Raw genomic sequence first — 22,927 nt, forward strand, 5'->3', positions numbered from 1 at the left:
CAAAAACAAATCCAAGCTCGTAAAATTTATATGGAGGAGCTTCGTCAATCTAGCATCAATGAAATTGACAAAATGGATGGTCGACAATTTGAAGAATACTTAAGTTCCTTATATGAATCACTCGGATACCAAACAGAAGTTACAAAAGGATCTGGTGACTTTGGAGCAGACTTAGTTTTAAAAAACAATAACGAAACAATCATTGTGCAAGCGAAACGCTACAGTAATAAAGTTAGCCTTCAAGCCGTTCAAGAAATCGTCGCAGCAAAAGGTTACTATATCGCTAATCATGCATGGGTTGTAACTAATAACTATTTCACAGAGCCAGCTCGTAAACTAGCAGCTGCTAATGATGTATTACTTATTGACCGTGATCTATTAATTAAACTAAGTGCACAAGTTAATCGTCAGAATACCCAAAATCAATCAAACATGGAGCAGATCAGCCAGTAAAAGCTGACTGTTCTTTTTGTTTAAAATGAAATTTTTATAATCGATATCCTGAGCCGAAGCCCAGGACTAATATTTATTCAGCAATCTTTTCTCCATCAACAATCTTTAATTGACCAGGAACAACTTCCGTTGTCCCATCCGGTTTAACGTTGTACTCTACACCTTCATGCGGTTCTGTATAAAATTCATCCAGTGACATTTGCGAAGGATCAATAATGATAGAAACATTTTCACCGGCATATGGATAAAGTTTATTAATTTTACCTTTCGCATCGCGCTTCACATTGAATTTAAGTACGGTTTTCTTACTATCACGTTGGATAGATACAAATTCCGCACCAATCGGTTCAACTTCACTTTCTACCACAGTTAAAACAATAATTGTTCCTGGCATCTTTAATAGATCATCGGCATGTGGAAGCTCATCACTTAATACATGGAACATCAAAACTTCCTTTTTATCGTCCTTTTGCATTTTCTTGAATAAAACGTTCAATTTTACGTTTGTCATAGTTCAAGCTCCTTTTGTATTAGATTGATATTAGAACTAAAGTTTTCCTGTTATTTCTGTACGTTTCTAGCCTTAGAAAGTCTTTCAGTCGCTTTTAGTCTTTGCTCTTCCGTCATAACTCGTAAATTCTTCATTGTTACTTGTTTTTCTTGAAGAATACCTTTAACAGCTGTTTGCCTTCCATCCTCTTCTTCTAAGGTTTGTAATTCACATAGCTTACTAAGTTTCCTAATATGTTTAGGTACAGTAGAGTAAACGTTCCACTCGCCTGTACTATTATCGAAAACCAATGTAGTTTCTTGTTCTTCACGGGAATATGTCATATTAAAAAGATCCTGCTTTCAGATAGTGTCTTGCTTGATAATAAAAGTGATAATATATCCAGTTACCACTGTACTTGTTATCTAAATACACAATTTCAAAACCATATCTCGCTTTAAATGTATTGAGTCTTCCAAGTAACGCTAACGGGCTGTATTTCGAACGATACTGACCTTTTAACATTTTTTCATAGCCTTTAGGGTCTTCCACAATTAAAGTGAATGGAATATCTTTCGAACGAATCAATTCATTTTCAAACGCTGTTTGTTTATCCTTTTGTAAGTTCCCTGTGATCTCATCCATGTGGGCTTTTCGTTCTACTCGGCTATCTAAGTAAATATCACGTGGTATTCCTAACTCTTCATTTTTAGGAATCATACAACCATAATCGCCCGTATCTAATTTTTGGATTTTTACTGGTATATCCTTTTGATTTAAATAATCAAGGATATGACCATTTACATTTTCACGAGTATCAATCACGACTGTGAGTGTTTTAAGGATTTTTTCTATTTCTTTATCTGTGTAATGGAAACGGATCATTCTCATGCTCCTTTCTTTGAATATGTAACCGCACGTTCATATATCTTTCTTGCCATTGCATTTGATTCATCATTTTCAAATTTACGATAATCGTCATACATGTCTGTCCATCCGTTCTTAGCAAGAACAATCGTCCAGTCATAGAACATTTGTAATGAATCGGCATCAGCAAGCAACCATTCATATAATTTTTGATTATGTTTCCACCCACAGAAATGATGAAATATCTTCATTAACGTGATTTTCTCCGCACTTTCATCTTTCCAAGATTTAAACCAATCATAAATAGCTTGATAGTTTTGTTCGGCTGCTTGCATAATTTCCGTTGGAATTAAATCTTGTTTTTTTATCGCAACTTGATTATCTTTTTTATCAAGATAGATATCCGCACCTGATTTCCAAATCGAACTTAAAATTAATAAAACCTGCAAATCTATCACCTCTGTTATCAAAAGTTACTTAGAAGTGTTACTAAAAAACACCGAAAATTAGCATGTGTTACTTTTTAGTAACCCCCTTGAACCTTAGAGCCCCAAGGGATTGAGGCACTCAGGTTACTTTTGTTACCTATTTTGAGCATTAAGCCCCCTAATAGAATACTTATATATATATTTATTTTTTGTTTATATATATTTTTAGTAACAAAAGTAACAAAAAGAATATATAAAGTACCTTGATCCCTTATGTACCAAGGGTTTTAAGTAATTTTAAATGGGTTACTTTTAGTAACACTTTTGCTATTTTCATCGTTTTTCAGTAACTTTTGCTGCTGAAAAGTATTTTTTCGGTCTGTTAAAGTAACACCTTTGACGTAATACTTATTTTTGCTACCACGTTCTCTTTTGAATCCTTGCGATTCTAAAATTCGGTAAAACGCTCTATTTTTTAATTGGTGCTCACCATTCCTGAAACACCAATTGGAATAAACTTCATATAATTCTTTCGCTTCAATTTGAACATCTTCTCTTTTAAAACAACACTCGAACATGAACGGACCGAGAATATCCATTTCATCTTTGTAATCACCTGTTGCTTTCATTACAATTGCTGGATCGTTTAGTCCCGACTTCTGCCACTTCAAGCAACCCTCAATCGCCCAGTTCAGAATGCCAGGCATTTCAAGGCTTATCTTCTCTGGTAATTTCTTATCGCGCTTTTCTTTTGGAAGCTGTAAGTTAAATGGAATTAAGCGAATACGTCTCCAAATACCTTCATCGACACCTTTAATTACTGGCTTATGATTTGTAGTAAAGAAGACTTTAAACTCTGGTATGAACTCAAAATATTCTTTTCTAAGGAAACGAGCCAACACTGGTTCACCACCTGTAATTTGCTTTACAAAAGCTTCTGAGAGTTGTTCACCCTCTTCACTCTCGATAGCCGATACAAAACGGGCTCCCACTAATCTAGCGATATCATTATTGGCTCCTGTTTCTTTCTTCTTAATGAAAGTATCTGATTTAGCTTGTTTACCGTATTCACCCATAAGGTCCTTAATGGTATTAATAAAGGTCGATTTTCCGTTGGAACCTCCACCAATCAAGAAGACCATTATTTGTTCCGTAATTTCTCCTGTTAGGGAGTAACCAATTAACCGCTGCATATACTCAACCAGTTCTTTATCGCCTTGGAAAATTTGATCTAAGAAATTAAGCCATTCTGGACATTTTGCATTTTCATCAAAGGAAATATTAGTGATTTTAGTTAAACCAAGTTCCCGATCATGCTGCTGTAGCTTTCCTGTTTTCAAATCAACAATGCCATTTTCAACATTGAATAAATATTTATATCTATCAAAATCCTCACGTTCTCCAGGAACCAACGGCATAAGGTCCTTGATACTGTTCATTCGGATATTTCTACGCTCACACATTCGCGCCCATTTCGTTTCCGCTTCATCTTCTGACTTATATAAGCTGCGAAGTACTTTTGCTGTAATTCTTTCAATCTCTTTTTTTGTATCCAACTTCCATCGTTTTCCGTCCCATATGTACCAACCAATGTCACTAACATATTTAATTACATGTCCATATTCATAAGCGATACGTTCAGCATTTCCTAGTTCAGTTAGACGGAATTTCTTTTTCGGCTTGTCCTCCACAGATTCGACCGCATCTTCATTAATGAAATCGAAAGAAAACTCTTCGAATTGTTGCTTATTATCTAAAATAGTTGTGGATGTCGAGGAAATAGCCATTGCAATCGTTCTTTCACCGTACGTTTCATTTGTATCGCTAAAATGAATAACATCCCATTTATCACGAATTAAGCTAGTCTCGCGGAACATTGAATCCATTCGAGTTGCTGATTTTCCAGTCCAAAATGCTAAATGGTTACATAATGAAAGGTCACTTGCTGAATGATCGTCATTTATTAAACTGCCATTGTATAATGAACGGATTTCATCACCGTTTTTACTTCTAAACATCCTTTCCCATAAAGCATCATTTGAAATTTTAATTTCATCTTTTTCAAATTCCGCTAGATTCACACGTCCTTGAATGTCGCTATCATCAAAATATTTTTCGAATACTTCAGCTAGTTCATCCGTTCTCTCATATACATCATTGGAATTCTCACGATTTCCCGTGAAGGTAAAAAAACGACCGTATGAGTAAATTTCCAAACCATGCTTTGTATTTTTTCGTCCAGTTCCTAAAACAGATTGTGGAAGGTTCCCTTTGATAATGATGTGAATCCCATTTCCTGATGGTGAAAACTCTGTATAGCTGTCTAATGTATCTATAATTTCTGTTGAAAAAGCATTTGTTTTTCCTTCTGCAACACACTTATCAATATCGATTCCGATGTAATTATCCTGCCTACTAAATACAAAGCCAATTCCGTCATAGTCACCTTCTAAATAGAACTTGACTGCTGTCGCAAACGTTGACCAGGTACTTCTATTATTTGCCTGAGCCATTTCACCAGTGACTTGATATGGAACTTTTGTTGGTTTGCCATTTCTTTTTTCCTTACGCCATAAGATCCATTGCGGAAGGGCTTTTAACTCAGTAGGAATTTCATTAAAATTGTATGGATTTTCTTTCATTGTGCCCTCCAATTAGCTTTTTAGGGTATAAAAAAGAGAAGTCGGCAAAACCAACCTCTCTATTTAGTTATTTAGAATGGTAAATCATCGTCACCGACAGTAACTGGTGCACTTGTTTGCATTGGCGGGTTCACCTTTGAAGCACTATAACTTGACACTTTCGGGAATACACGTCCATCATCTTTTTTATCATGTGTTATATAAACGTTTAAGTGTTTATTGAAAACATCTTTCGCCATTTGTGCAGGACTTTGTGGGCTATAATTTTCAGGCATACCACAAGCTAAGAAAAATGATTTAGCAATACCTCTAGCTATTGGATGCTCAAAAGTAAATGTTGTATATTGGACTTTTTGACCTTGATGATCTTGCGGAACATCTGAACGAATTTCAAAATCCACTGTTAATTTAGCTTTATTATTTTGCGTTAAACCTTCGACAGCATTTAATACAACCGCTTCATAATTTCCTACTTCAATTAATGAAAATCCTTTTACTTCTTCTACTTCATCCATTTTGAAAAATGACATATTAATCTCTCCCTATTCTGTGTTTTATTTTAGTTTGTTGATACCAATATTAATTCTTCCTGTACGCAACCTTGACGCGCATCTAAATGATTCTTAGCGTAAACACTTTGATCACCTTCTAAGATAAATCCTCGTGTACCGTCTGCTTTTTTAACTAATCGTCCAACAACATGAACAATTCCCATAATATGATTAACGATTTTATCCCGAATATCAGGAATGAATTGTGTGTATTGCTGACCATCATCATGAGTAATATTTCTCGTTGTTTCCCAAGCTGTGAAAATAACATTTGCATCTAATGAGTTAAATGTTTCTACTAACTTTAAAAGATGGTTATCTAGTAAAGCGTAATCCTTTAATTCAGGCATACCGCTTTTTGTATTTTCACCTTTTTTAAGCAACCATAACTTTTGGTAATGCGTTAAGTTATCGATAAAGATATTGTCGTATTTACCGATATTCGCTTTCGCGAGTGCATAAAACTGTAGGATGCTATCATGTGGATTTTCACCATCAATTTTAGCTACATCTACATTTTCATAACCGGATAATACTTGGCTTGTCCCATCAATATCCAGGACTAATGTTTTACCTGGAAACAATCCAGCAACCGTTGTTTTGCCGTTACCTGGCTTTGAATACATAATAATTTTTGCCTTTTTACTTTTAGTAATATCAGCACCGTTTTTAATTTCCATTTTGTTTACACCTCCACACTATATGTAATAGATTCAGGTTTAACCGTCACCCCCGGAACAATTTGACCTGTATCATCAATCACAACCTTTTCTCCACTGACTTCCACAATCTTGAGTGACTTTTTCAAGTCGGCCCATTTAACACTATTTTTGATGAATTCGGCTAGATCATTTTGAATGACATAATCTAAAAGCAATGCTTCATCACCCTTATCAGGAGTTTCCTTGCTCTTACGAGTTTTGGATTTACCATAAGGTGTACTAATAGTTTTCTGCTTTGGATCCTCTGCAAGTTGTTCCGCATGATAACGTTGGATATGACCTTCAAAGAATGAAACACTATTGTGGATGGGCTTCAATTCGCTTTGTTCCCATTCAGTAATGCGCTCACGTTCAACATTTGCTAGCGTTGTAACTTGCTTTTCTTGCGCTTTAAGTGCTGAAATTTTACGGAATGCCCAATTTAATTGATTAATATCCTTAATTTCAAACTGTTGCTCCGCATCTTGTAATTCATCAACTTCCGCTAATTCAATTGCTTGTAATGAGTTCATCTATAAAACCTCCAAATTTATTTTTCATTTCCTGTGCGCTATACAGCGAATAATATGTAAAACCGTTATTATCAAAAGAAACTTCAAAAGGATAATCCTTAGATACGCGACTTACTATCATAGGCTGCACTTCCGCTTCCTGTAGCAAGAATTCAAATACCTTGTGAGTTACATGTACTTGATTATCACGAACACTGATAATCCCTTTGTCATATGCATTGTGGATGGCTTGTACACTTTCAGTGATTGTTTTAATATCCATCAATAAAACGCTCCTTTACATGAATTCAATTCATGCTATAATGACTGTGAATTTTGTTTTTCTAAATCACCTGTTGGCGCAGGTGGTTTTCTTTTTATACAGCTCGAAAGCATTCAACATTTTGTTGATCAATTAAATATTCCGTTAGATTTTCTTTAAGTACTACATTTTGACCAAACATAAAATACGTATCATCCTGTTTAATTTCACAACCATAGAAATCTTCAATTGGATGATCAGGTTCCTTAATCGATTCCTTTTCATTAACGTCTTCCACAAAGATTGCATCAATATTGCTTACACTAATGTGGAATGGTACTTTATTAGCGGCACCTTCATATTCGACTGCTGTTAAAGAACCAAAATTATTTTTAAACGTTTTAAATTGTTCAGCTGTAAAACTTGCTGTAGCACCGGATTTAAAAACTACTGTTACCTCTTTCAATTAACTCACCTCCCTTCGTTCTGAAACCTTACGGTTCATTGCATAAATTCTTTTCTTTGCTTCTAATTCAGTAATAAGCAACATCGCTGGGTTATTTCTCATTTCCTCACACTGTTTTACAACTTCTGATGCTTTCATTAATTTACTCGCGGATAATACTCCGTTCATGATTGGTCACCTTCCTTATCTATTTTTTAAAAAGAGTATCAACCGTTGTTTTAAAATGTTTAGCAAGTATTTTTGCTTCAGTAAGGCTAAAATCTCGTTTGCCACATTCTTTTAAGTGATAGCTTTGCTTTGTTATACTTATCACTTTGGCTGCTACTTCCTGTGTCATGCGTTGTTCTCTACGAGCAATAAAAAGATTTTGATACATGTTTCATATCACCTCGGTTCGAAAATTATTAATAAATAATACGTAATATCTTATTAATCACTAATTTACGACAGCATTTTTCGACATTTTATTTTTTTAAAAAAAAGCGAGACTTCCCCTCTAAAAATACTACCTTTAAACGGTAGTACTGTTCAAAAAAAAATCATCATCATAGTTCCCATCGTTTATTATAGGTAATCTAATATAATCAGACGGAATTTTGTATACAATAGATGCTTTTTGCAAAATATGACCTGGAATAGCAGTTATACCTTGTTCATAATTCCGTAGGGTTTTTCCTGTAATATCTAATATTCCAGCTGCTTCATCTTGTCTTAATCCTGCATTTACTCTAGCAGCTTTTAATGTTATCTGAAACATCAAGTTACCTCCTTTCGATAATTTCTAAACTTAATATACTACCTTTAAACGGTACAGTCAATACCAAGCATTATAAAAATTACCTTTAAACGGTATTTTATGTCTTTACATAACTACCGAAAAACGGTAAAATACTATTATAAAGTGAGGTGAGACAAATGGATGCACAGGAAATGAAAGAAATTTTTGCAGCTAACTTAAAAAAATTTTTAGAACGTAATGGTATCACACAGACTTATCTAGCAAATGACATAAATATCCCTGAAACAACTGTTTCAAACTGGATTAAGGCTAATACTTATCCAAGACCAGATAAAATACAGTTATTAGCTGATTATTTTAAGATTAATCGTTCTGACTTAACTGAAGATAAACCCTCTAATTTATATGATGCTAATGTTCATCTGGTTAAGGTGCCGAAATTAGGAAAAATTGCATGTGGCCTACCTATATGTGCTGAGGAAAACTTTGAAGGGTATCGTTATGAAACATCTGATATTTTACCACAAGGAGAAATATATTATTTAGAAGCCAAAGGGAATTCAATGGAACCAACTATACCTAATGGGGCTTTTGTATTAATTAGAAAGCAAGATGATGTGGAAAACGGAGAAATTGCAGCAGTTCTTGTTAATGGAGATACTGAAGCTACTTTAAAAAGAGTAAAAAAGCAGGGCAATGTTGTAATTTTAATGCCAGATAACCCTTCATACGAACCAATAATTATCACTCCAAATGTACCGGCACGAATTATTGGGAAAGCAATACGCTTTACAAGAGATCTTTAAATTTCTAGCGCTAGCAATTTAACATCGAGAGAGTAGACGACGGTCTACTCTTTTACTACAAGAAAGGAGATTCTTATGACAATTTATAAAGATGAAAAAAGAGGAACTTATTACTTTATCGCGAGAATCCGACAGTTTGATGGCACTTTGAAACAAGTAAAACGACGTGGCTTTAAAACACAAGAAGAAGCACGAATTGCAGAAGCAAAAGCTCTCATTCAAACAGAATCTAATTCCAGCCTAACCTTTTCACAATTAGCCGAAGAATATTTTGAATGGTACTGCCAGAGGAGAAAACAGTCTTCTATAAACACTATTAAAAATATGATATATAATCACTTACTAAAGGAATTTGGAAAAATGAAGATAGATAAGATTACAGCAAAACATGTCATGAATTATCAAAATAAGATAATGCATGACTATTCAGCTGAAACTTTAAAAAAGATTCATAACGTACTTTCCGCTATATTTAATTTTGCAATTAAGTTCCACGGCTTAAATCGTAATCCAGCTCGAATTGCAGGAAATTTTGAAATTGAGTCTAATAAAAGAATGAACTTCTGGGAATTTGAAGAATTCAAAAGGTTTATCAGTGTTGTAGACGAATCGATATATATAGCCTTTTTTTCAACACTCTATTATAGTGGAGCTAGAAAAGGAGAACTTTTAGCTTTAACTTGGGAGGATGTTAATTTTGAAGAAAAAACAATTGATATCAATAAAACAAGCTATAATAAACATATTACTAAACCAAAAACGAAAGCATCCAACCGAATCATTATGTTACCTACTATCGTAATGGATCTACTAAAAGAAATAAAAAATAATGCTACATTAAAAGTTCCTTTGAAAAAGGATTATGTTGTGTTTGGTGAGTTTTATGATAGTATAGCAACTACCACATTAGCTAGAAAATATAAAATCTTTTTAGCGGTATCAGGAGTGAAAAAGATTGTACTTCATGAATTCAGGCACTCTCATGCATCTTACCTCATTAATAAAGGTGTAAGTCCGCTTGTCGTAGCCCAACGCTTAGGTCATTCAAATGTAGCAACAACTTTAAACACTTATAGTCACTTGTATCCATCCAAACAAGCAGAAGTAGTGGCATTTATGGAAGAAGATTTGTTATAATCGTTACCAAAGCGTTACCACAACCGTCTAAACGGTTGGTATTACTAGCTTGATGTATATGTCGCAAGTAAAAACCAAAAGAGCTTAGGACGTTTTTTCATAAAGTGAATACCTTCAAACAATTGCTTCTTAAATGTCATCTTCCTTTTTACCATTTTTTTCTTTGTATACGGAATACATAAGAAAAGGAAAAATGCTCCTGCAAAAGTTAACATATCTACTAACAAGATCCATTTCAAAGAAATGATCTCAATTAAAAAGCTAGCAGCTGCACCTGAAATAACTTGCGTTAATTGTCCTTGTATTTCCATTGTGCCACTTAAACTTTTATAATGCTCTGCTTGAAATATCTCTTGGTTGAACGCAAAAATTGTAGGATAAAATAATAGATAATAGAAAGAACCTGCTATATAAATAATAATGTAATGAATAGAATTATAAGATTGCCCAGCAAATCCCCATATAGCCATCATTCCTATAACGGCTATCCCGATACCTTCGTTACATAACAATAAAGATTTTCTTGAAAAACGATCTATACTTTGGCCAATAAATGGCGTTAATAAAAACATTATGAGAGTTGCAACGATAGAAACATAACCAAATGTCGTCTCTCCTCCACTTTCCTTAATCAATAGCCATGGAATCGTAATCATAACAATCCCAGAGCCAATAGCGGATAAACTATTGGCTCCTAGAATGTAATACAAGCGAGAATCATGATAAAGAGAGGACATATCACTCAACTCCTAATTGTTTTTTCACCTCTTTATATACACTCATATATGCTTTTAATTCTTTAACTAAATCATGAATTAATGGTTTTGCATCTTCTCCAAGTTCACCATCTTGCACATGTAATCCATCAAGTACTACTTGTTTTGGGATTGCATTTGCGTAAACGCCTCTAGCGACAGTGCGCATACTATTTAATGCATTTATTCCCCCTTTGCCGCCTCCAGCAACAGCTAACAAAGCGACAGGTTTATGGATGAATTCACTGCTACTTAAATAATCTAACGAGTTTTTCAATGCTCCACTCATCGCATTATGATATTCTGGTGTACATAGTACTACACCGTCTGCTGCTTTCACTAAAGCTTTTAATTTTTTTACTGCTTCTAATTCACGTTGTGATTCTTCCCCATTATATAAAGGCAATTCCGCTACTGCTAAATCGTATAACTCCCCTTCAAATTGATCTGCAATATATTTTGCCACCACTCGAGTTCTACCGAATTTTCTTGGTGTACCGTTAATAACGACTAGTTTCATAATTATTTCTCCCCTTTGTTTTCAAATTCTACCTTTATATTATCAGAAATTTCTATACAAAATACAGTAAAAAGAGGTAAAAGCTTTCATAAAATAGTATGAGAAATAAAAAAGAACTCATACTTTCGTATGAGTTTAACAAAATCAGTTTTTTTCACCTTTATGTTTAAGTGTAAGCATGCTTTCTTTAGCTTCAAAATGGTTATACGCTTTTTCAGCTAATTTTGTCCGTTCTTCTGGTAATTCTATATATTTCATTACGTTTTCTATAATTTTTTCGTATGGTGTAAATACAATTCCTGGCCACTCTATTTCGTCCTCTGGATTGCTATTTTCCGAAATAATAAATTTCTTGTTTGCAACTGCATGAGAAACTCGAGGCGTTTCAAGAATTCCTGATAAATAAAAATGAATATTTAATATAATTTTAGACCTTGCAATTAATTCATTTCTAGTAATTCCCCACGCATTATTTTTAAAAACAATATTTAAATTTGGGGCAACTACTTTTAATTGATCGAAAATGGCTTGCCGTCTCGGATTGAGTGCACCTATAAACAGGATATCAATATCTTCCGAAACCTCATCCTCAAATGCATCTTTCTTTATTTCTAAAGTTGGGGCGTAGTTCATTCCTACATGCTTAATCTCTTTTCCTACCCCTTTTTGTTTTAACCATTCTATATTTTGTTTACTATAATCCCAAATCTCCCTATCTTTTAATAATATTAAATAAAGCGGATGTGCATAAGGACTACCTTCATATAACTGTTCTAAATTATAAATAATTGCATCTTTCGGAAGGGCATTCGGATTAAATGCATATGTATGCGCTCCGAAAACAATCGTCTTCTTTGTATTTTCTAATATTGTTTCTGATAGAATAACTGTATTGCCATCTTGCTCCAATCGCCATTTCAAAGCTCGCGCAACATCTATGAAACTACCATACGTATTCGGGCATATATATAGACAATAATCATATTCTTTGTTCAAATAGGCTTCCATTAACCTTAAATTGTTTTTATATAAATCTACATCAGGATGTTGAACTAACAACTGATTCGCATATTTTTTTGCTACTTTATGCAATCCAGCATAATAGGCAGCTATGCATCTTTTTAATTCAACTCTTTCCCGATGTTCTTTCGATAAATCCATATCTAAGAGAAGATTTGCGATAAAATAAGCTTTTAAATGATCACGATTGTAATAATAATCTAGTAGTGGGATCAATTCTTCAGAAGTATTACCATGTACCGCTTCCCCTAGTTCAATCGCCCATCGTATTAATTCCATGATTACTCCACTACTCCTTTAATCCAAAATTTATTTAATAAAATTTCGTATTATTCTCTACCGTGCTCGATATATGCACCGGTAACTCTTCTTTTTTCGATTCAAGATACTTTTGTGATTGTGCACCTAAATGTTTTTTATGCGGTATATAGTATCCACTTATAGAAATTTCATAGTCAAATAAGTAATCATACACATGATAATCTACAAATAAGAGATCCTCTGTTGGAAAAGGAATTTCTTTCCCTTGTAGTGCATACATCAAAGCTATATTATTTTGAGATCGTAGTCGATGCAATCTTGCAAGCTGATATAATGGTTCGGCTCGAGTTGGTCTGTATTCCCATGCTTTTTGAAAATAAAAAATAGCTAACGCTAAATATTGTTCTTCTTGCTTCTTAGCATGTTCTTTTTCCTTATCATCCTTTACTTCATGCTGATTATTTGAAGAACGATTCGCTAGCTGTTCATAACAAAACCCTATTCGCAATAACGAATAGAATACCTCTTCAACCCAACCTCCCGCTTCTACTCTTTTCGTATACCATTTAATTGAATCTTCAAATTGATTTAAATGAAAATAAGTTTGAGCTAAATAAAATAAATATCTTATGTGCAAATCTGGAGTCGTTTCTGGATCATTTATCCCTTGTAACAACAATCTCTCATCTCTTTCAAATTTATCACTTTTACTTCCGCCATCCCCTGGATCATTAACGACGAGAGTATCTAACCTAGCTACTCTCGTATTGTAATCCGCTCCGACTTTAGAACGATCAATATCCCAGTACTCATGAGTAACACCTACAGATTTCCATGGTAAAGAAGCTTTTAAAAGACGCGTAAGCCAATATTTAATATGAATATCATATTGCAGTGTAAGATAATGATCTTCAGTTAAGCTACTTTTATCAAAATTTGGTTCAACTTCTAAAATCATGTCCGCATCAAGTATTAATAAATAATCTGCTTCTGGGTATGTTTTTTGAGCTAATGACACAGCTAAACTTCTGTTATAACCAAAGTTTTTAAATGGTTCATGATGAACCGTTCCTTGTATATTATTCTCTTCACACCATCTTTCAATAATTTCTGGTGTATTATCTGTCGATCCTGTATCACAAATAGAAACAAAATCTACGATTGATTTTGTTGCATTTAAACATCTTTCCATAATCCTTGATTCATTTTTTACAATCATACAAAGACATAGCTTCTTTTCTTTCCTTACATTATTCGCCTGCTCATTTCCCATTTTACCACCTCATATTTTATTAACACGCTCTACTCATATGTAACACCGTTGCTTAGCTACACTGATGACATAATCATCCTTTTACTATTTATGAGAACTTCATTTTATTTATTCTTATTTTTATGTTGAGACATCTTTGATACTTCACTTTCTATTTGATACAATCGGTACAAAATGAACATACAGTACTTAATATAGAACTCAGTACATTTCATAGTTTAAGAGGAGGTTTTTAAAACAAAAAAGAAACTTGTACATAAGCACAAGTTTCTTTTCAAAAACATTCCCTATTTCTTTACAACCTCATGTCCACCAAATTGATTACGAAGTGCTGAAACAACTTTTCCGTGGAACGTATCATCTTCTTGAGAACGGTAGCGCATAAATAATGACATAGCGATAACTGGTGCCGCCGCTTGAAGTTCAAGTGCAGTTTCAACAGTCCATTTCCCTTCTCCGGAAGAGTTCATTACACCTTTAATGCCATCAAGTTTTGGATCATCTGCAAATGCCTTTTCAGTTAAGTCCATTAACCAACCACGGATAACTGATCCATTTGCCCATACTTTTGCAACATCTTCATAATTGAAATCAAAATCACTTTTATCTAACACTTCAAATCCTTCAGCGATTGCTTGCATCATTCCATATTCAATACCGTTATGAACCATTTTTAAGAAATGACCACTTCCAACGCGGCCCGCATAAGAATAACCGTTTTCTACTGCTAAGTCTTTAAATAAAGGTTCTAATTGATCATAAATTTCTTTTTCTCCACCAACCATTAAGCACGCACCGTATCTAGCTCCTTCTACACCGCCTGATGTACCGATATCTACGTAATGTAAGCCAAAGCTTTTCGCCTCTTCAGCACGGCGCAACGTATCCTTATAGAATGAATTTCCACCTTCAATAACGATATCACCTTCCTCTAATAATGGATATACATCTTTTAGTACTGACTCAACAACTTCTCCTGCAGGTACCATTACCCAAATTGTTCGAGGTGCTTCTAGTTCAGCGATCATTTCTTTTAATGTATGACGTGCAGTAACCCCTAGTTTTCCTGCCTTTTCAACAAGCTCATTATTTACATCGTATACAACTACTTCATGCTTGTCTTCATGTAAGTGTTCAGCTAATGGAAATCCCATTTTTCCTAATCCAATTAAACCTAGTTTCATATTAATCAATCTCCCATTCTATACAAATATATTTAATAACGAAATTAGTCCAAGTGCTACAACAGATAGTATTGTCTCCATTGCAGTCCATGTTAATAATGTTTCTTTCACAGTCATTCCGAAATATTCTTTAATCATCCAAAATCCAGAATCGTTCACATGTGATAATATTAATGACCCTGCTCCTGTTGCAAGTGCCAGTAACTCTACATTCACTCCTGGTGTACTTACCGCAATCGGTGCCACTATTCCTGCTGCTGTCATCATGGAAACAGTAGCAGAGCCAGTCGCGATTCGAATAAGTGCAGCAATTCCCCACCCTAATACTATTGGTGAAATATGTGATTCTTTCGCCATCTCCGCAATTGTAGTTCCGATCCCAGAATCTAATAACACTTTATTAAAGGCACCGCCTGCACCGATAACTAACAGTATGTTTGCAATTGGGCCTAAACAATCATTTGTTAATTGTAATACTTTGTCTTTAGAAAATCCTTTTGCATAGCCAAGACTAAAGAAAGAATATATCGTTGCAATTAATAATGCGACTATTGGATCTCCAATAAAGTGCAATACTTGTGCAAATTGGCTTGTTTTATTTAATGCTACTTCCGCTATCGATGCACCTAGCATAAGAAATACTGGAAGTAAAATAGTAAACAATGTATTTCCGAAGCTAGGAAGTTCCTTCTTCTTATCTCTTTCAATAAATTGCTCCGCTATATCTAATGGTACTTCTTTATGTATACGAGCACCGATCCATTTCCCGTAAAGCGGACCTGAAATTATTGCAGTTGGAAGTCCGACAATTAATGCATATAAAATTGTCTTCCCTACATCTGCTTTAAATATCCCTACCGCTGCCATAGCTGCCGGGTGCGGTGGAACAAGTCCGTGTACAACCGAAAGGCCTGCTACTAGCGGAATACCGATTGTAATAAGTGATACCCCTGTTTCTAACGCAATTGTAAATACTAACGGAATTAATAGTACAAATCCAACTTGGAAAAATACCGGAATCCCTACTATAAATGCAACGAACATCATTGCCCAGTGAACACGTTTTTTCCCAAAACGTCCAATTAATGTGTTAGCAATTCGTTCAGCACCGCCAGACTCAGCCATCATTTTTCCAAGCATTGTTCCTAAAGCTAAAACAATCGCTAAAAACCCTAACGTATTACCAAGACCTAATTTAATAGAATCGATAATCCCCGGATGTTGTGGTGAAGTTCCAATTAAGGGCATCCCCATTGCTAGCCCAACTCCGATTGCTGTTAAAATTAACGCGACAAATGGATGCCATTTTACTACCGTAATTAGTAAAAGTAATATGACAACAGCCGCTAGTACGATCCCAACTACCATTTCTCCCAATCCCCCTATTGTTTACGTTGGAAAGCAGCTATACAATCAAATTCTTCTTTCAAACGATTGTAAAGTCGTTCATACATATAAAACATCTCTAAATATAAAGCCGTATTTTCTTTATTCGGTACATGGTGATGGACAATATCAATCCAATCCTTCACCTCTTCAAGAGAATCAATTTTCCCAATTGCATACAAAGCAAGTGCCGCTGCCCCAAGCGCAGATGCTTCATGACTTTCTGGAACAAGCAATTCTTTCCCCATCATGTCAGATAACATTTGTCTCCAAAATGCTGACTTTGCAAAGCCTCCTGAAACACGTATTTCAGAAAGTGGACCCGTACAATCACGAATGGCAAGTGCAACTGAATACACACTCATACAAACTCCTTCCATGACAGCCCGTATGAAATGTTCACGTTTATGCTGAAGGTTAATTCCAAAGAATGTACCACGAGCATTTGCATTCCAGTAGGGTGCACGTTCTCCAGATAGAAACGGTAAAAATAGCAATCCATCTGCTCCAGCTGGTACACTTTCTGCATACTTAATTAATAAATCATAAGGATCAATCCCAAGCTTCCTTGCAACTTCTTGCTCCGGACTACCGAATTCATCACGTAGCCATCTTAATAAAATCCCGCCATTATTCGTCGGTCCACCGATTACCCAGTGCTCATCTGTTAATGCGTAACAAAAAGTTCTTCCTTTTTCATCTGTATTAACACTTGATGAAATTGTTCGAACTGCTCCACTTGTTCCAATCGTAATTGCAGCTGAGCCAGGTGTGATAGCACCGACACCTACATTTGCAAGAACACCATCACTTGCACCAATAACAACCGGAGTATCCTCACTAATCCCCATCTTTTGTGCTAATTCCGGCTTCATTCCCGATAAAATATATGTAGTTGGTACAGGTGTTGATAATTGTTCTGATGACATATTTAACATAGTTAAAACATCTTCATCCCAGTTTAATGTTTCTAAATTAAATAACCCAGTAGCAGATGCGATTGAATAATCAACTACATAGCGTGAGAATAATTGATAAATGACATACTCTTTAATGGAAATAAATTTATGAGCAGTTCTGAATAAATCCGTTTCTTCTTCTTTCATCCACAGTAATTTAGAAAGTGGTGACATCGGATGAATTGGTGTACCAGTTCTTCTATAAATGTCATGACCATTCATTTGTTGCAATAGTTTTTCTGATTGTTTTGTGCTTCGATTATCTGCCCAAATGATAGAGCGCGTTAACGGCGCACCGTTTTCATCTACTACAATTAAGGCATGCATTGCTGTACTAATCCCGATAGAAGAAATATCTTCCGGTAACACATTACCCCTCTCAATGGCAACGCTTACAGTTTTGTATACAGCAGCACATATTACATCAGGATCTTGCTCCGCCCATCCGACGTTCGGTTGAATGATTGGATAATCAATTGCATGTGATGCAACGACTTTTCCTTTTTCAGTGAATACAACCGTCTTCGTACTTGTGGTACCGATGTCAATCCCGATTACTCTCCCCCTTGTTTCCATGCGAATCTTCCCTTCGTTTCTAGCAAAATAAAATCTAGTAAACCGTTTACATGAATTAGTATATAAAATATTTTTTCATAAATCAATAATAAAAAAGAAAATTTTTTTCGTGATTAAATGTAAATCTCTCTTTCCGTTTCACGTGCATGCTAATTTTTGCTTTGCTGTACGGTAAGTTTGAATTACATTCTTTTTACGTGCAATCTAACTTCCTCTCATTAACACCACATACATATTCCTTCAATATTTTCTACGCATTACAGGTTATGGGACATTAAACAAGAGTTGGAGAACTCTATTCACTACTACTACAAACGGATTAAAGCAAAATTAAAAGGCATGAGTCCGGTATCGAACCGGACTCATGCCCAAAAATCTACCTTTTAATATTTAAAGAGATTCACACCGACGATGATTTAAAAAAAGTGAATTATTTACAATCGCAATTACACTTGTGTTGTTTAAAATCGATTACCATACGGCCCTGAATCCTACCTTGTTCCATTTCTTCGAATACATCTTGTACTTCATCTAGTGGACAAGTTTGAACCACCGGCACTACTTTTCCTTCTGCACCGAACATAAATGCCTCCTCTAGATCCTTACGAGTACCAACAAGAGAACCAACTACTTCTATTCCGTCTAGTACAAGTCGTGGAATGTTTAAATCCATAGTTTCTACTGGTAAACCTACCGCCACTACTTTACCGCAAGCACGTACTGCATCAACTGCTGAATTGAAGGCTACTTTAGAAACTGCTGTTACTACAGCAGCATAAGCGCCACCAAACGCCTCTTGAACAATCTTATCAGCAGGACCTTGAGTAATTGGATTGATAGTCATATCGGCACCAACTTCTTTTGCTAAGGCTAATTTGTCGTCATTGATATCTACTGCAATTACCTTTGCACCAAATACATTCTTAGCATATTGGATTGCTAGGTTACCCAATCCACCACAACCATAGATTACGATAGGTTGACCAGGTTTAATGTCTGATACTTTAATAGCTTTATATGTAGTTACGCCTGCACATGTGATTGATGATGCTTGAGCAGGATCTAATCCTTCTGGTACCGTCACCGCATAGTCAGCTGTAACGATACATTGTTCAGCCATACCACCATCTACTGTATAACCAGCATTTTTAACTTCACGACAGAATGTTTCTCTACCAGTTACGCAATATTCACAACGTCCACAAGATTGGAACATCCATGCAATACTTACACGGTCACCAAGCTTAAGTGAAGTTACATCATCAGCAATTTCAGTAACAATACCTACACCTTCATGACCAAGGATGCGGCCATCTGTATTACCAAAATCATGATTCGCAACGTGTAAGTCAGTGTGGCAAACTCCACAATACTCTACATCTACTAACGCTTCGCCTGAACGTAACGGACGTAATTCTTTTTCAATAACTTCGATGTTTGCTTTGCTGTTTTTATTAACCACTACTGCTTTCATATGTGATCTCCCCTTTAGTGTTTTAGAGTTTTAATGAGTTCATCTCACAAATTCTGTCCTCACTGTTTTGGCTAATTATTGTACCAAATTTAAGTGTTCAATCATCATTACAGGTTCATCATAACATGGAATTCCACAAACATATTTTGAAATATTGAACAATATTTGAATTATTACATAAAGGTTTTTTATGTATTAAAAGGAAAAAATCGAAACTTTATTATATCTATATTTGAATTTATTAAGCTATTCTTTTGATTTTAAATGTGAAGTATATAGAGGTTAGAAAAAATGAATGGTTGTGAAGATGGGAGACTATAAGTAAAACGTTTTATACAATTTTTTTGTAGTTCATCTTGGAGTATTTACTTTTCTTAGCTTGATTGAGATGGGATATCACCAATAAAGTGAAACTTTAATCAGAGGGGGTTTTGTCCATCCCCCTCTGATTATTAGCCCTCACCAATCGGGCTTTTACGGGCAGTTAATCTCCTACTTAACTTCCTCGTATGTGCCTAATTTTGAGGCGGGAGTCTTACTGCCCGCAAATAGCGGGATAAAACTAATTGAAACGCTAAAGATGAACATGTTGCTTATTTCTACGGGCAAGTAGATCTTGAGGATATATCAACAAACTAAAAAGCTCTTCATTTGAAGAGCTTTTTATATTCGCTTCATTGAAATTGTTTCACGTATGCTTTGTAAATTTTGCAGTGTTTCCTCCTGTCGTTGCAACGACAAACCCACATACAAAGTATCTAATAAACTAAGCTGCGCTAATCGTGATGAACTTGCTTCTGTACGAAATTCAGTCTCACGCGTCGAAGTATATAACGTTATATGAGCAAGTTGGCTTAATGCCGATTTTTGATAGCTCGTAATCGCAATAATTTTGGCCCCTCTTGCTTTCGCTACTTCTAACGCTTCAAGTAAACCTTTATTACTGCCCGAATGAGAAATTGCAATGACCACTGCTTCTTTTGTTAGCAAGCCAGCTCCCATAATTTGAAAATGAGAATCCGTATGAGCAATACAAGAAATACCCGTTCTCATAAACTTATGATAAGCATCCATCGCAATAATACCCGAACCACCATTTCCATAAAACTCAATTCGTTTCGCTTCATTCAGCGCACTTACTGCCTGTTCCAACGCGTTATCGTTTAACAAATGTAATGTATCTTGCAGTCCTGTAATATGTGAATGAAAAACTTTTTTAGCAACAGTGACCATATTATCTTCTACCGATACTTCCTCATGAATATTTTGCATTGGGGTATGTACAATCTCACGAGCTAATGTAATTTTCAAGTCTTGGAACCCTTGAAAACCTAAGTGTTTGCATAAGCGGAATATCGTTGCTTCGGAACTATTCGTAACTTCCGCTAATTCCGTAATCGATTTATGTACAACATCTTGTGGATGTTTCAAAATATGTTCGGCAATACTTCGTAATTTCGGTGATAAACCATTTAACGAAGCCTGAATCTTTCCAATCCCACTTTTTGTACCAGGCATAGCGTATCTTCCCCTTCCATAGTAGCTTTATTGTACCTAATTATTGAAAGAAGAAAAACCTCTATTTGGCGCATCACTATACATTTTATTTGCTCCTATGTATTCTACCGTAACATATGACACAATTATTCATACTTATTTCTAGTTTTCCCCATGCTTTACTGCGTATAATGCAGCTTGTGTACGATCATCTACTTCCAATTTAGCCAATACGTTAGAAACGTGTGTTTTCACAGTTTGTTCTGTAATATGAAGCTCTGCTGCAATCTCCTTATTGCTCCTTCCTTTCGCAATTTCACGAAGTACTTCTTGCTCCCTTTTCGTTAATATGGAAAAAGGATTCTCTTTTTCTTTCTTGACTGCTGACCGTCCTAATAGTGCAGGTGTTACTTTCGGGTGAAAATTCGCATTTCCTTGATATACCGCAACAATTGACGCAACGAGTTGATCTGGCTGCACCTCTTTTAATTGATAACCATCTGCCCCAGCTTCTAATGCTGGTAAAACGTAATCTTGTTCTGAAAAACTACTGAGCATAAGAATTTTTATTGTCTCATCGTATTGCTTTATACGTTTTGTCGCTTCAATACCATCCATTTTCGGCATTGATAAATCCATTAATACTACATCTGGCCTTTCTGTTTGGACGAACGTTAATGCTTCTTCACCATTTTCTGCTTCCCCAATAATTTCAAATTCTTCTCTCGTCTTCAAAAAGAATACGAGTCCTCTTCGAACGATATGATGATCTTCTACAAGTAATAATTTAATTTTCACTGACGTTCTCCCTCTCAAACCGGTAATTGAATTTCTATCTTTGTCCCCTTTTCCGGTTCTGCTTTTATTCGAAAAATTCCCCTCATTAATTCAATTCGTTCTTTCATACTTTTCAAACCAAGTGCTGACTCTCTGACTTGATCCTGTATAAATCCTATTCCGTTATCTTCTATGTAAAAGTGCAGCTTATTATCTTCAATCCTTAAATGAACACATACTTTTTCACACGAAGCATGCTTTTTACAATTATGTAATGCCTCTTGGCTTATACGCCATAAAACTTCTTCTATTTCATCTTCAATTAAAACCATTCCATCAATTCGAACTTCCACTTGAATCCCTAACAGTTTTCCGTAATTTTGAATCGCTTCTGCTAAACCTTTCTCTAATCCTTCAGGCCTTAATTGCCAAATCAAAAGTGTCATCTCTTGTAATGCTTCCTGTGATAATTCTCCAATATAACTTAACATCTCTTGCAAGTCTCTATCCTTCGTCATATTTAGAGTCCCTTTCGCTGTTAGCATAATTGAAAATAACAATTGTTTAACGGAATCATGTAAATCACGAGCTAATCGATTTCTTTCAGCTACAACTACATATTTTCGTTCTTTCTCAACTAATTGAATACGTTGTATTGTCGTTCCAATTTGAAATGCAATCGCTTCTAATAACGCTAACTCTTCCTCAGAAAAATGTGTTTTATGAGGCGAGGCTACATTTAATAGACCAAATTTCTCTGATCCAGATCTTAGCGGGATTGTCGCATGATGTGTAACATCTTCTGTCTCGCCCCAATTACATTCAATCGCATCCTCTATTCGTTTACATTCAATAATATTTGTCGCTTTTTCCAATCTTCCATTCACAAAACGTTCTACACACCAACAATCTCCTTCACACATCGGCTTCTTTTCCTGCCACGTAAGAGCGGGGGGTAAGTTTTGGTCTACAAGCATACGATGCTTTCCACTTTCATCAATAAAGAATATCCACCCTGTTTGTAAATTCATAACTTGTAATAATGTATGTAACACTTTCCCTAACATTTCCTGTAAGTTTGTTGCTTCATTTAGTAACTCAGCAATTTCTTTTAATGCTTCTAAACGATGCATCTCTTTTTCATCTATGTTCATTTTCATCACCAACTACCATTATAACATTAAGAAATTT

The 22,927-nt window shown here is 35.2% G+C and carries 26 protein-coding genes and 1 pseudogene; 3 read left to right on the top strand and 24 right to left on the bottom strand.

Annotation, left to right across the window (positions count from 1 at the left end; translation table 11 throughout):
* Positions 1-453 (top strand): restriction endonuclease (locus tag MR071_RS13225; protein WP_255833997.1); only part of this gene is annotated, 453 nt, incomplete at its 5' end.
* 73 nt (positions 454-526) lie between these two features.
* On the opposite strand, the gene MR071_RS13230 is transcribed toward MR071_RS13225, so the two are convergent.
* The 13 genes from MR071_RS13230 to MR071_RS13290 form a co-directional block, all read right to left on the bottom strand.
* Positions 527-964: a hypothetical protein gene (locus tag MR071_RS13230; protein WP_105586324.1), complete on the bottom strand. Its 438-nt coding sequence runs from the start codon at positions 962-964 to the stop codon at positions 527-529.
* A gap of 50 nt (positions 965-1,014) precedes the next feature.
* The gene (locus tag MR071_RS13235; RefSeq protein ID WP_105586325.1) at positions 1,015-1,287 is read right to left on the bottom strand and encodes a hypothetical protein; all 273 of its coding nucleotides are present in this window, start codon (positions 1,285-1,287) and stop codon (positions 1,015-1,017) included.
* 1 nt (position 1,288) lies between these two features.
* Positions 1,289-1,828, bottom strand: coding sequence for an ERCC4 domain-containing protein (locus tag MR071_RS13240; RefSeq protein WP_105586326.1), 540 nt, complete (start codon positions 1,826-1,828; stop codon positions 1,289-1,291).
* A 2-nt stretch (positions 1,829-1,830) separates the two neighbouring features.
* Positions 1,831-2,259, bottom strand: coding sequence for a hypothetical protein (locus tag MR071_RS13245; protein ID WP_105586327.1), 429 nt, complete (start codon positions 2,257-2,259; stop codon positions 1,831-1,833).
* Between the two features lie 266 nt (positions 2,260-2,525).
* The gene (locus MR071_RS13250) at positions 2,526-4,880 is read right to left on the bottom strand and encodes a phage/plasmid primase, P4 family (protein WP_105586328.1); all 2,355 of its coding nucleotides are present in this window, start codon (positions 4,878-4,880) and stop codon (positions 2,526-2,528) included.
* Between the two features lie 71 nt (positions 4,881-4,951).
* Positions 4,952-5,410, bottom strand: a complete 459-nt coding sequence (locus tag MR071_RS13255) for a DUF669 domain-containing protein (protein WP_105586329.1) — start codon at positions 5,408-5,410, stop codon at positions 4,952-4,954.
* A 29-nt stretch (positions 5,411-5,439) separates the two neighbouring features.
* Positions 5,440-6,111 (bottom strand): AAA family ATPase, encoded by a 672-nt coding sequence (locus MR071_RS13260; RefSeq protein ID WP_105586330.1) that lies wholly within the window; start codon positions 6,109-6,111, stop codon positions 5,440-5,442.
* A gap of 5 nt (positions 6,112-6,116) precedes the next feature.
* The gene (locus MR071_RS13265; protein WP_105586331.1) at positions 6,117-6,665 is read right to left on the bottom strand and encodes a host-nuclease inhibitor Gam family protein; all 549 of its coding nucleotides are present in this window, start codon (positions 6,663-6,665) and stop codon (positions 6,117-6,119) included.
* Positions 6,643-6,927: a hypothetical protein gene (locus tag MR071_RS13270; protein WP_105586332.1), complete on the bottom strand. Its 285-nt coding sequence runs from the start codon at positions 6,925-6,927 to the stop codon at positions 6,643-6,645. Before MR071_RS13270 ends, MR071_RS13265 begins: the two co-directional genes overlap by 23 nt.
* 94 nt (positions 6,928-7,021) lie before the next feature.
* Positions 7,022-7,372, bottom strand: a complete 351-nt coding sequence (locus MR071_RS13275) for a YqaI family protein (RefSeq protein ID WP_105586333.1) — start codon at positions 7,370-7,372, stop codon at positions 7,022-7,024.
* On the bottom strand, positions 7,373-7,540 hold the full coding sequence (locus MR071_RS13280; protein ID WP_181149517.1) for a hypothetical protein: 168 nt from the start codon (positions 7,538-7,540) through the stop codon (positions 7,373-7,375).
* Positions 7,541-7,559: 19 nt separating this feature from the next.
* Positions 7,560-7,748, bottom strand: coding sequence for a helix-turn-helix transcriptional regulator (locus tag MR071_RS13285; protein ID WP_105586334.1), 189 nt, complete (start codon positions 7,746-7,748; stop codon positions 7,560-7,562).
* 135 nt (positions 7,749-7,883) lie between these two features.
* The gene (locus MR071_RS13290) at positions 7,884-8,129 is read right to left on the bottom strand and encodes a helix-turn-helix domain-containing protein (RefSeq protein WP_105586335.1); all 246 of its coding nucleotides are present in this window, start codon (positions 8,127-8,129) and stop codon (positions 7,884-7,886) included.
* 158 nt (positions 8,130-8,287) lie between these two features.
* On the opposite strand from MR071_RS13290, the gene MR071_RS13295 reads away from it, so the two are divergent.
* Together MR071_RS13295 and MR071_RS13300 are read left to right on the top strand one after the other, a co-directional pair.
* Positions 8,288-8,917: a LexA family protein gene (locus MR071_RS13295; protein ID WP_105586336.1), complete on the top strand. Its 630-nt coding sequence runs from the start codon at positions 8,288-8,290 to the stop codon at positions 8,915-8,917.
* A 75-nt stretch (positions 8,918-8,992) separates the two neighbouring features.
* Complete coding sequence (locus tag MR071_RS13300; protein WP_105586337.1) at positions 8,993-10,054, top strand: tyrosine-type recombinase/integrase; 1,062 nt, start codon at positions 8,993-8,995, stop codon at positions 10,052-10,054.
* A 56-nt stretch (positions 10,055-10,110) separates the two neighbouring features.
* On the opposite strand, the pseudogene MR071_RS13305 reads toward MR071_RS13300, so the two are convergent.
* The 11 genes and pseudogenes from MR071_RS13305 to MR071_RS13355 all read right to left on the bottom strand — a co-directional run.
* Positions 10,111-10,791 (bottom strand): annotated as a pseudogene (locus tag MR071_RS13305) (MFS transporter); the annotation flags it as partial.
* A gap of 1 nt (position 10,792) precedes the next feature.
* Positions 10,793-11,329: an NADPH-dependent FMN reductase gene (locus MR071_RS13310; RefSeq protein WP_016092676.1), complete on the bottom strand. Its 537-nt coding sequence runs from the start codon at positions 11,327-11,329 to the stop codon at positions 10,793-10,795.
* A 144-nt stretch (positions 11,330-11,473) separates the two neighbouring features.
* Positions 11,474-12,628: a CgeB family protein gene (locus tag MR071_RS13315; protein ID WP_242236353.1), complete on the bottom strand. Its 1,155-nt coding sequence runs from the start codon at positions 12,626-12,628 to the stop codon at positions 11,474-11,476.
* 34 nt (positions 12,629-12,662) lie between these two features.
* Positions 12,663-13,883, bottom strand: a complete 1,221-nt coding sequence (locus MR071_RS13320; protein WP_105586340.1) for a tetratricopeptide repeat-containing glycosyltransferase — start codon at positions 13,881-13,883, stop codon at positions 12,663-12,665.
* 287 nt (positions 13,884-14,170) lie between these two features.
* Positions 14,171-15,067: a phosphogluconate dehydrogenase (NAD(+)-dependent, decarboxylating) gene (gene gnd, locus MR071_RS13325; protein ID WP_105586341.1), complete on the bottom strand. Its 897-nt coding sequence runs from the start codon at positions 15,065-15,067 to the stop codon at positions 14,171-14,173.
* A gap of 18 nt (positions 15,068-15,085) precedes the next feature.
* Positions 15,086-16,435 carry a GntP family permease gene (locus tag MR071_RS13330; protein ID WP_142395858.1) on the bottom strand — a complete coding sequence of 450 codons (1,350 nt, stop codon included), beginning with the start codon at positions 16,433-16,435 and terminating at the stop codon, positions 15,086-15,088.
* Positions 16,436-16,449: 14 nt separating this feature from the next.
* Positions 16,450-17,988, bottom strand: a complete 1,539-nt coding sequence (gene gntK / locus MR071_RS13335; RefSeq protein WP_105586343.1) for a gluconokinase — start codon at positions 17,986-17,988, stop codon at positions 16,450-16,452.
* A 430-nt stretch (positions 17,989-18,418) separates the two neighbouring features.
* Entirely contained in the window at positions 18,419-19,462 is a 1,044-nt protein-coding gene (adhP, locus tag MR071_RS13340; protein WP_105586344.1) for an alcohol dehydrogenase AdhP, read from the bottom strand.
* Positions 19,463-20,125: 663 nt separating this feature from the next.
* Positions 20,126-20,980, bottom strand: a complete 855-nt coding sequence (locus MR071_RS13345) for a MurR/RpiR family transcriptional regulator (protein ID WP_002136112.1) — start codon at positions 20,978-20,980, stop codon at positions 20,126-20,128.
* A 141-nt stretch (positions 20,981-21,121) separates the two neighbouring features.
* Positions 21,122-21,757, bottom strand: coding sequence for a response regulator (locus MR071_RS13350; protein WP_105586345.1), 636 nt, complete (start codon positions 21,755-21,757; stop codon positions 21,122-21,124).
* Positions 21,758-21,771: 14 nt separating this feature from the next.
* On the bottom strand, positions 21,772-22,890 hold the full coding sequence (locus MR071_RS13355) for a GAF domain-containing sensor histidine kinase (protein WP_002202134.1): 1,119 nt from the start codon (positions 22,888-22,890) through the stop codon (positions 21,772-21,774).
* Positions 22,891-22,927: the final 37 nt, after the last annotated feature.

Origin of the sequence: Bacillus cereus group sp. BfR-BA-01316, assembly GCF_022664195.1 — a bacterium.
In the GTDB taxonomy this organism is placed as follows: domain Bacteria; phylum Bacillota; class Bacilli; order Bacillales; family Bacillaceae_G; genus Bacillus_A.

Excerpts from the sequence above, each read along its gene's own strand:
- MR071_RS13230 (WP_105586324.1), bottom strand. The coding sequence starts at position 964 with ATGACAAACGTAAAATTGAACGTTTTATTCAAGAAAATGCAAAAGGAC.
- MR071_RS13235 (WP_105586325.1), bottom strand. The coding sequence starts at position 1,287 with ATGACATATTCCCGTGAAGAACAAGAAACTACATTGGTTTTCGATAAT.
- MR071_RS13240 (WP_105586326.1), bottom strand. The coding sequence starts at position 1,828 with ATGATCCGTTTCCATTACACAGATAAAGAAATAGAAAAAATCCTTAAA.
- MR071_RS13250 (WP_105586328.1), bottom strand. The coding sequence starts at position 4,880 with ATGAAAGAAAATCCATACAATTTTAATGAAATTCCTACTGAGTTAAAA.
- MR071_RS13255 (WP_105586329.1), bottom strand. The coding sequence starts at position 5,410 with ATGTCATTTTTCAAAATGGATGAAGTAGAAGAAGTAAAAGGATTTTCA.
- MR071_RS13260 (WP_105586330.1), bottom strand. The coding sequence starts at position 6,111 with ATGGAAATTAAAAACGGTGCTGATATTACTAAAAGTAAAAAGGCAAAA.
- MR071_RS13265 (WP_105586331.1), bottom strand. The coding sequence starts at position 6,665 with ATGAACTCATTACAAGCAATTGAATTAGCGGAAGTTGATGAATTACAA.
- MR071_RS13270 (WP_105586332.1), bottom strand. The coding sequence starts at position 6,927 with ATGGATATTAAAACAATCACTGAAAGTGTACAAGCCATCCACAATGCA.
- MR071_RS13280 (WP_181149517.1), bottom strand. The coding sequence starts at position 7,540 with ATGAACGGAGTATTATCCGCGAGTAAATTAATGAAAGCATCAGAAGTT.
- MR071_RS13285 (WP_105586334.1), bottom strand. The coding sequence starts at position 7,748 with ATGTATCAAAATCTTTTTATTGCTCGTAGAGAACAACGCATGACACAG.
- MR071_RS13290 (WP_105586335.1), bottom strand. The coding sequence starts at position 8,129 with ATGTTTCAGATAACATTAAAAGCTGCTAGAGTAAATGCAGGATTAAGA.
- MR071_RS13295 (WP_105586336.1), top strand. The coding sequence starts at position 8,288 with ATGGATGCACAGGAAATGAAAGAAATTTTTGCAGCTAACTTAAAAAAA.
- MR071_RS13300 (WP_105586337.1), top strand. The coding sequence starts at position 8,993 with ATGACAATTTATAAAGATGAAAAAAGAGGAACTTATTACTTTATCGCG.
- MR071_RS13310 (WP_016092676.1), bottom strand. The coding sequence starts at position 11,329 with ATGAAACTAGTCGTTATTAACGGTACACCAAGAAAATTCGGTAGAACT.
- MR071_RS13315 (WP_242236353.1), bottom strand. The coding sequence starts at position 12,628 with ATGGAATTAATACGATGGGCGATTGAACTAGGGGAAGCGGTACATGGT.
- MR071_RS13320 (WP_105586340.1), bottom strand. The coding sequence starts at position 13,883 with ATGGGAAATGAGCAGGCGAATAATGTAAGGAAAGAAAAGAAGCTATGT.
- gnd (WP_105586341.1), bottom strand. The coding sequence starts at position 15,067 with ATGAAACTAGGTTTAATTGGATTAGGAAAAATGGGATTTCCATTAGCT.
- MR071_RS13330 (WP_142395858.1), bottom strand. The coding sequence starts at position 16,435 with ATGGTAGTTGGGATCGTACTAGCGGCTGTTGTCATATTACTTTTACTA.
- gntK (WP_105586343.1), bottom strand. The coding sequence starts at position 17,988 with ATGGAAACAAGGGGGAGAGTAATCGGGATTGACATCGGTACCACAAGT.
- adhP (WP_105586344.1), bottom strand. The coding sequence starts at position 19,462 with ATGAAAGCAGTAGTGGTTAATAAAAACAGCAAAGCAAACATCGAAGTT.
- MR071_RS13345 (WP_002136112.1), bottom strand. The coding sequence starts at position 20,980 with ATGCCTGGTACAAAAAGTGGGATTGGAAAGATTCAGGCTTCGTTAAAT.
- MR071_RS13355 (WP_002202134.1), bottom strand. The coding sequence starts at position 22,890 with ATGAACATAGATGAAAAAGAGATGCATCGTTTAGAAGCATTAAAAGAA.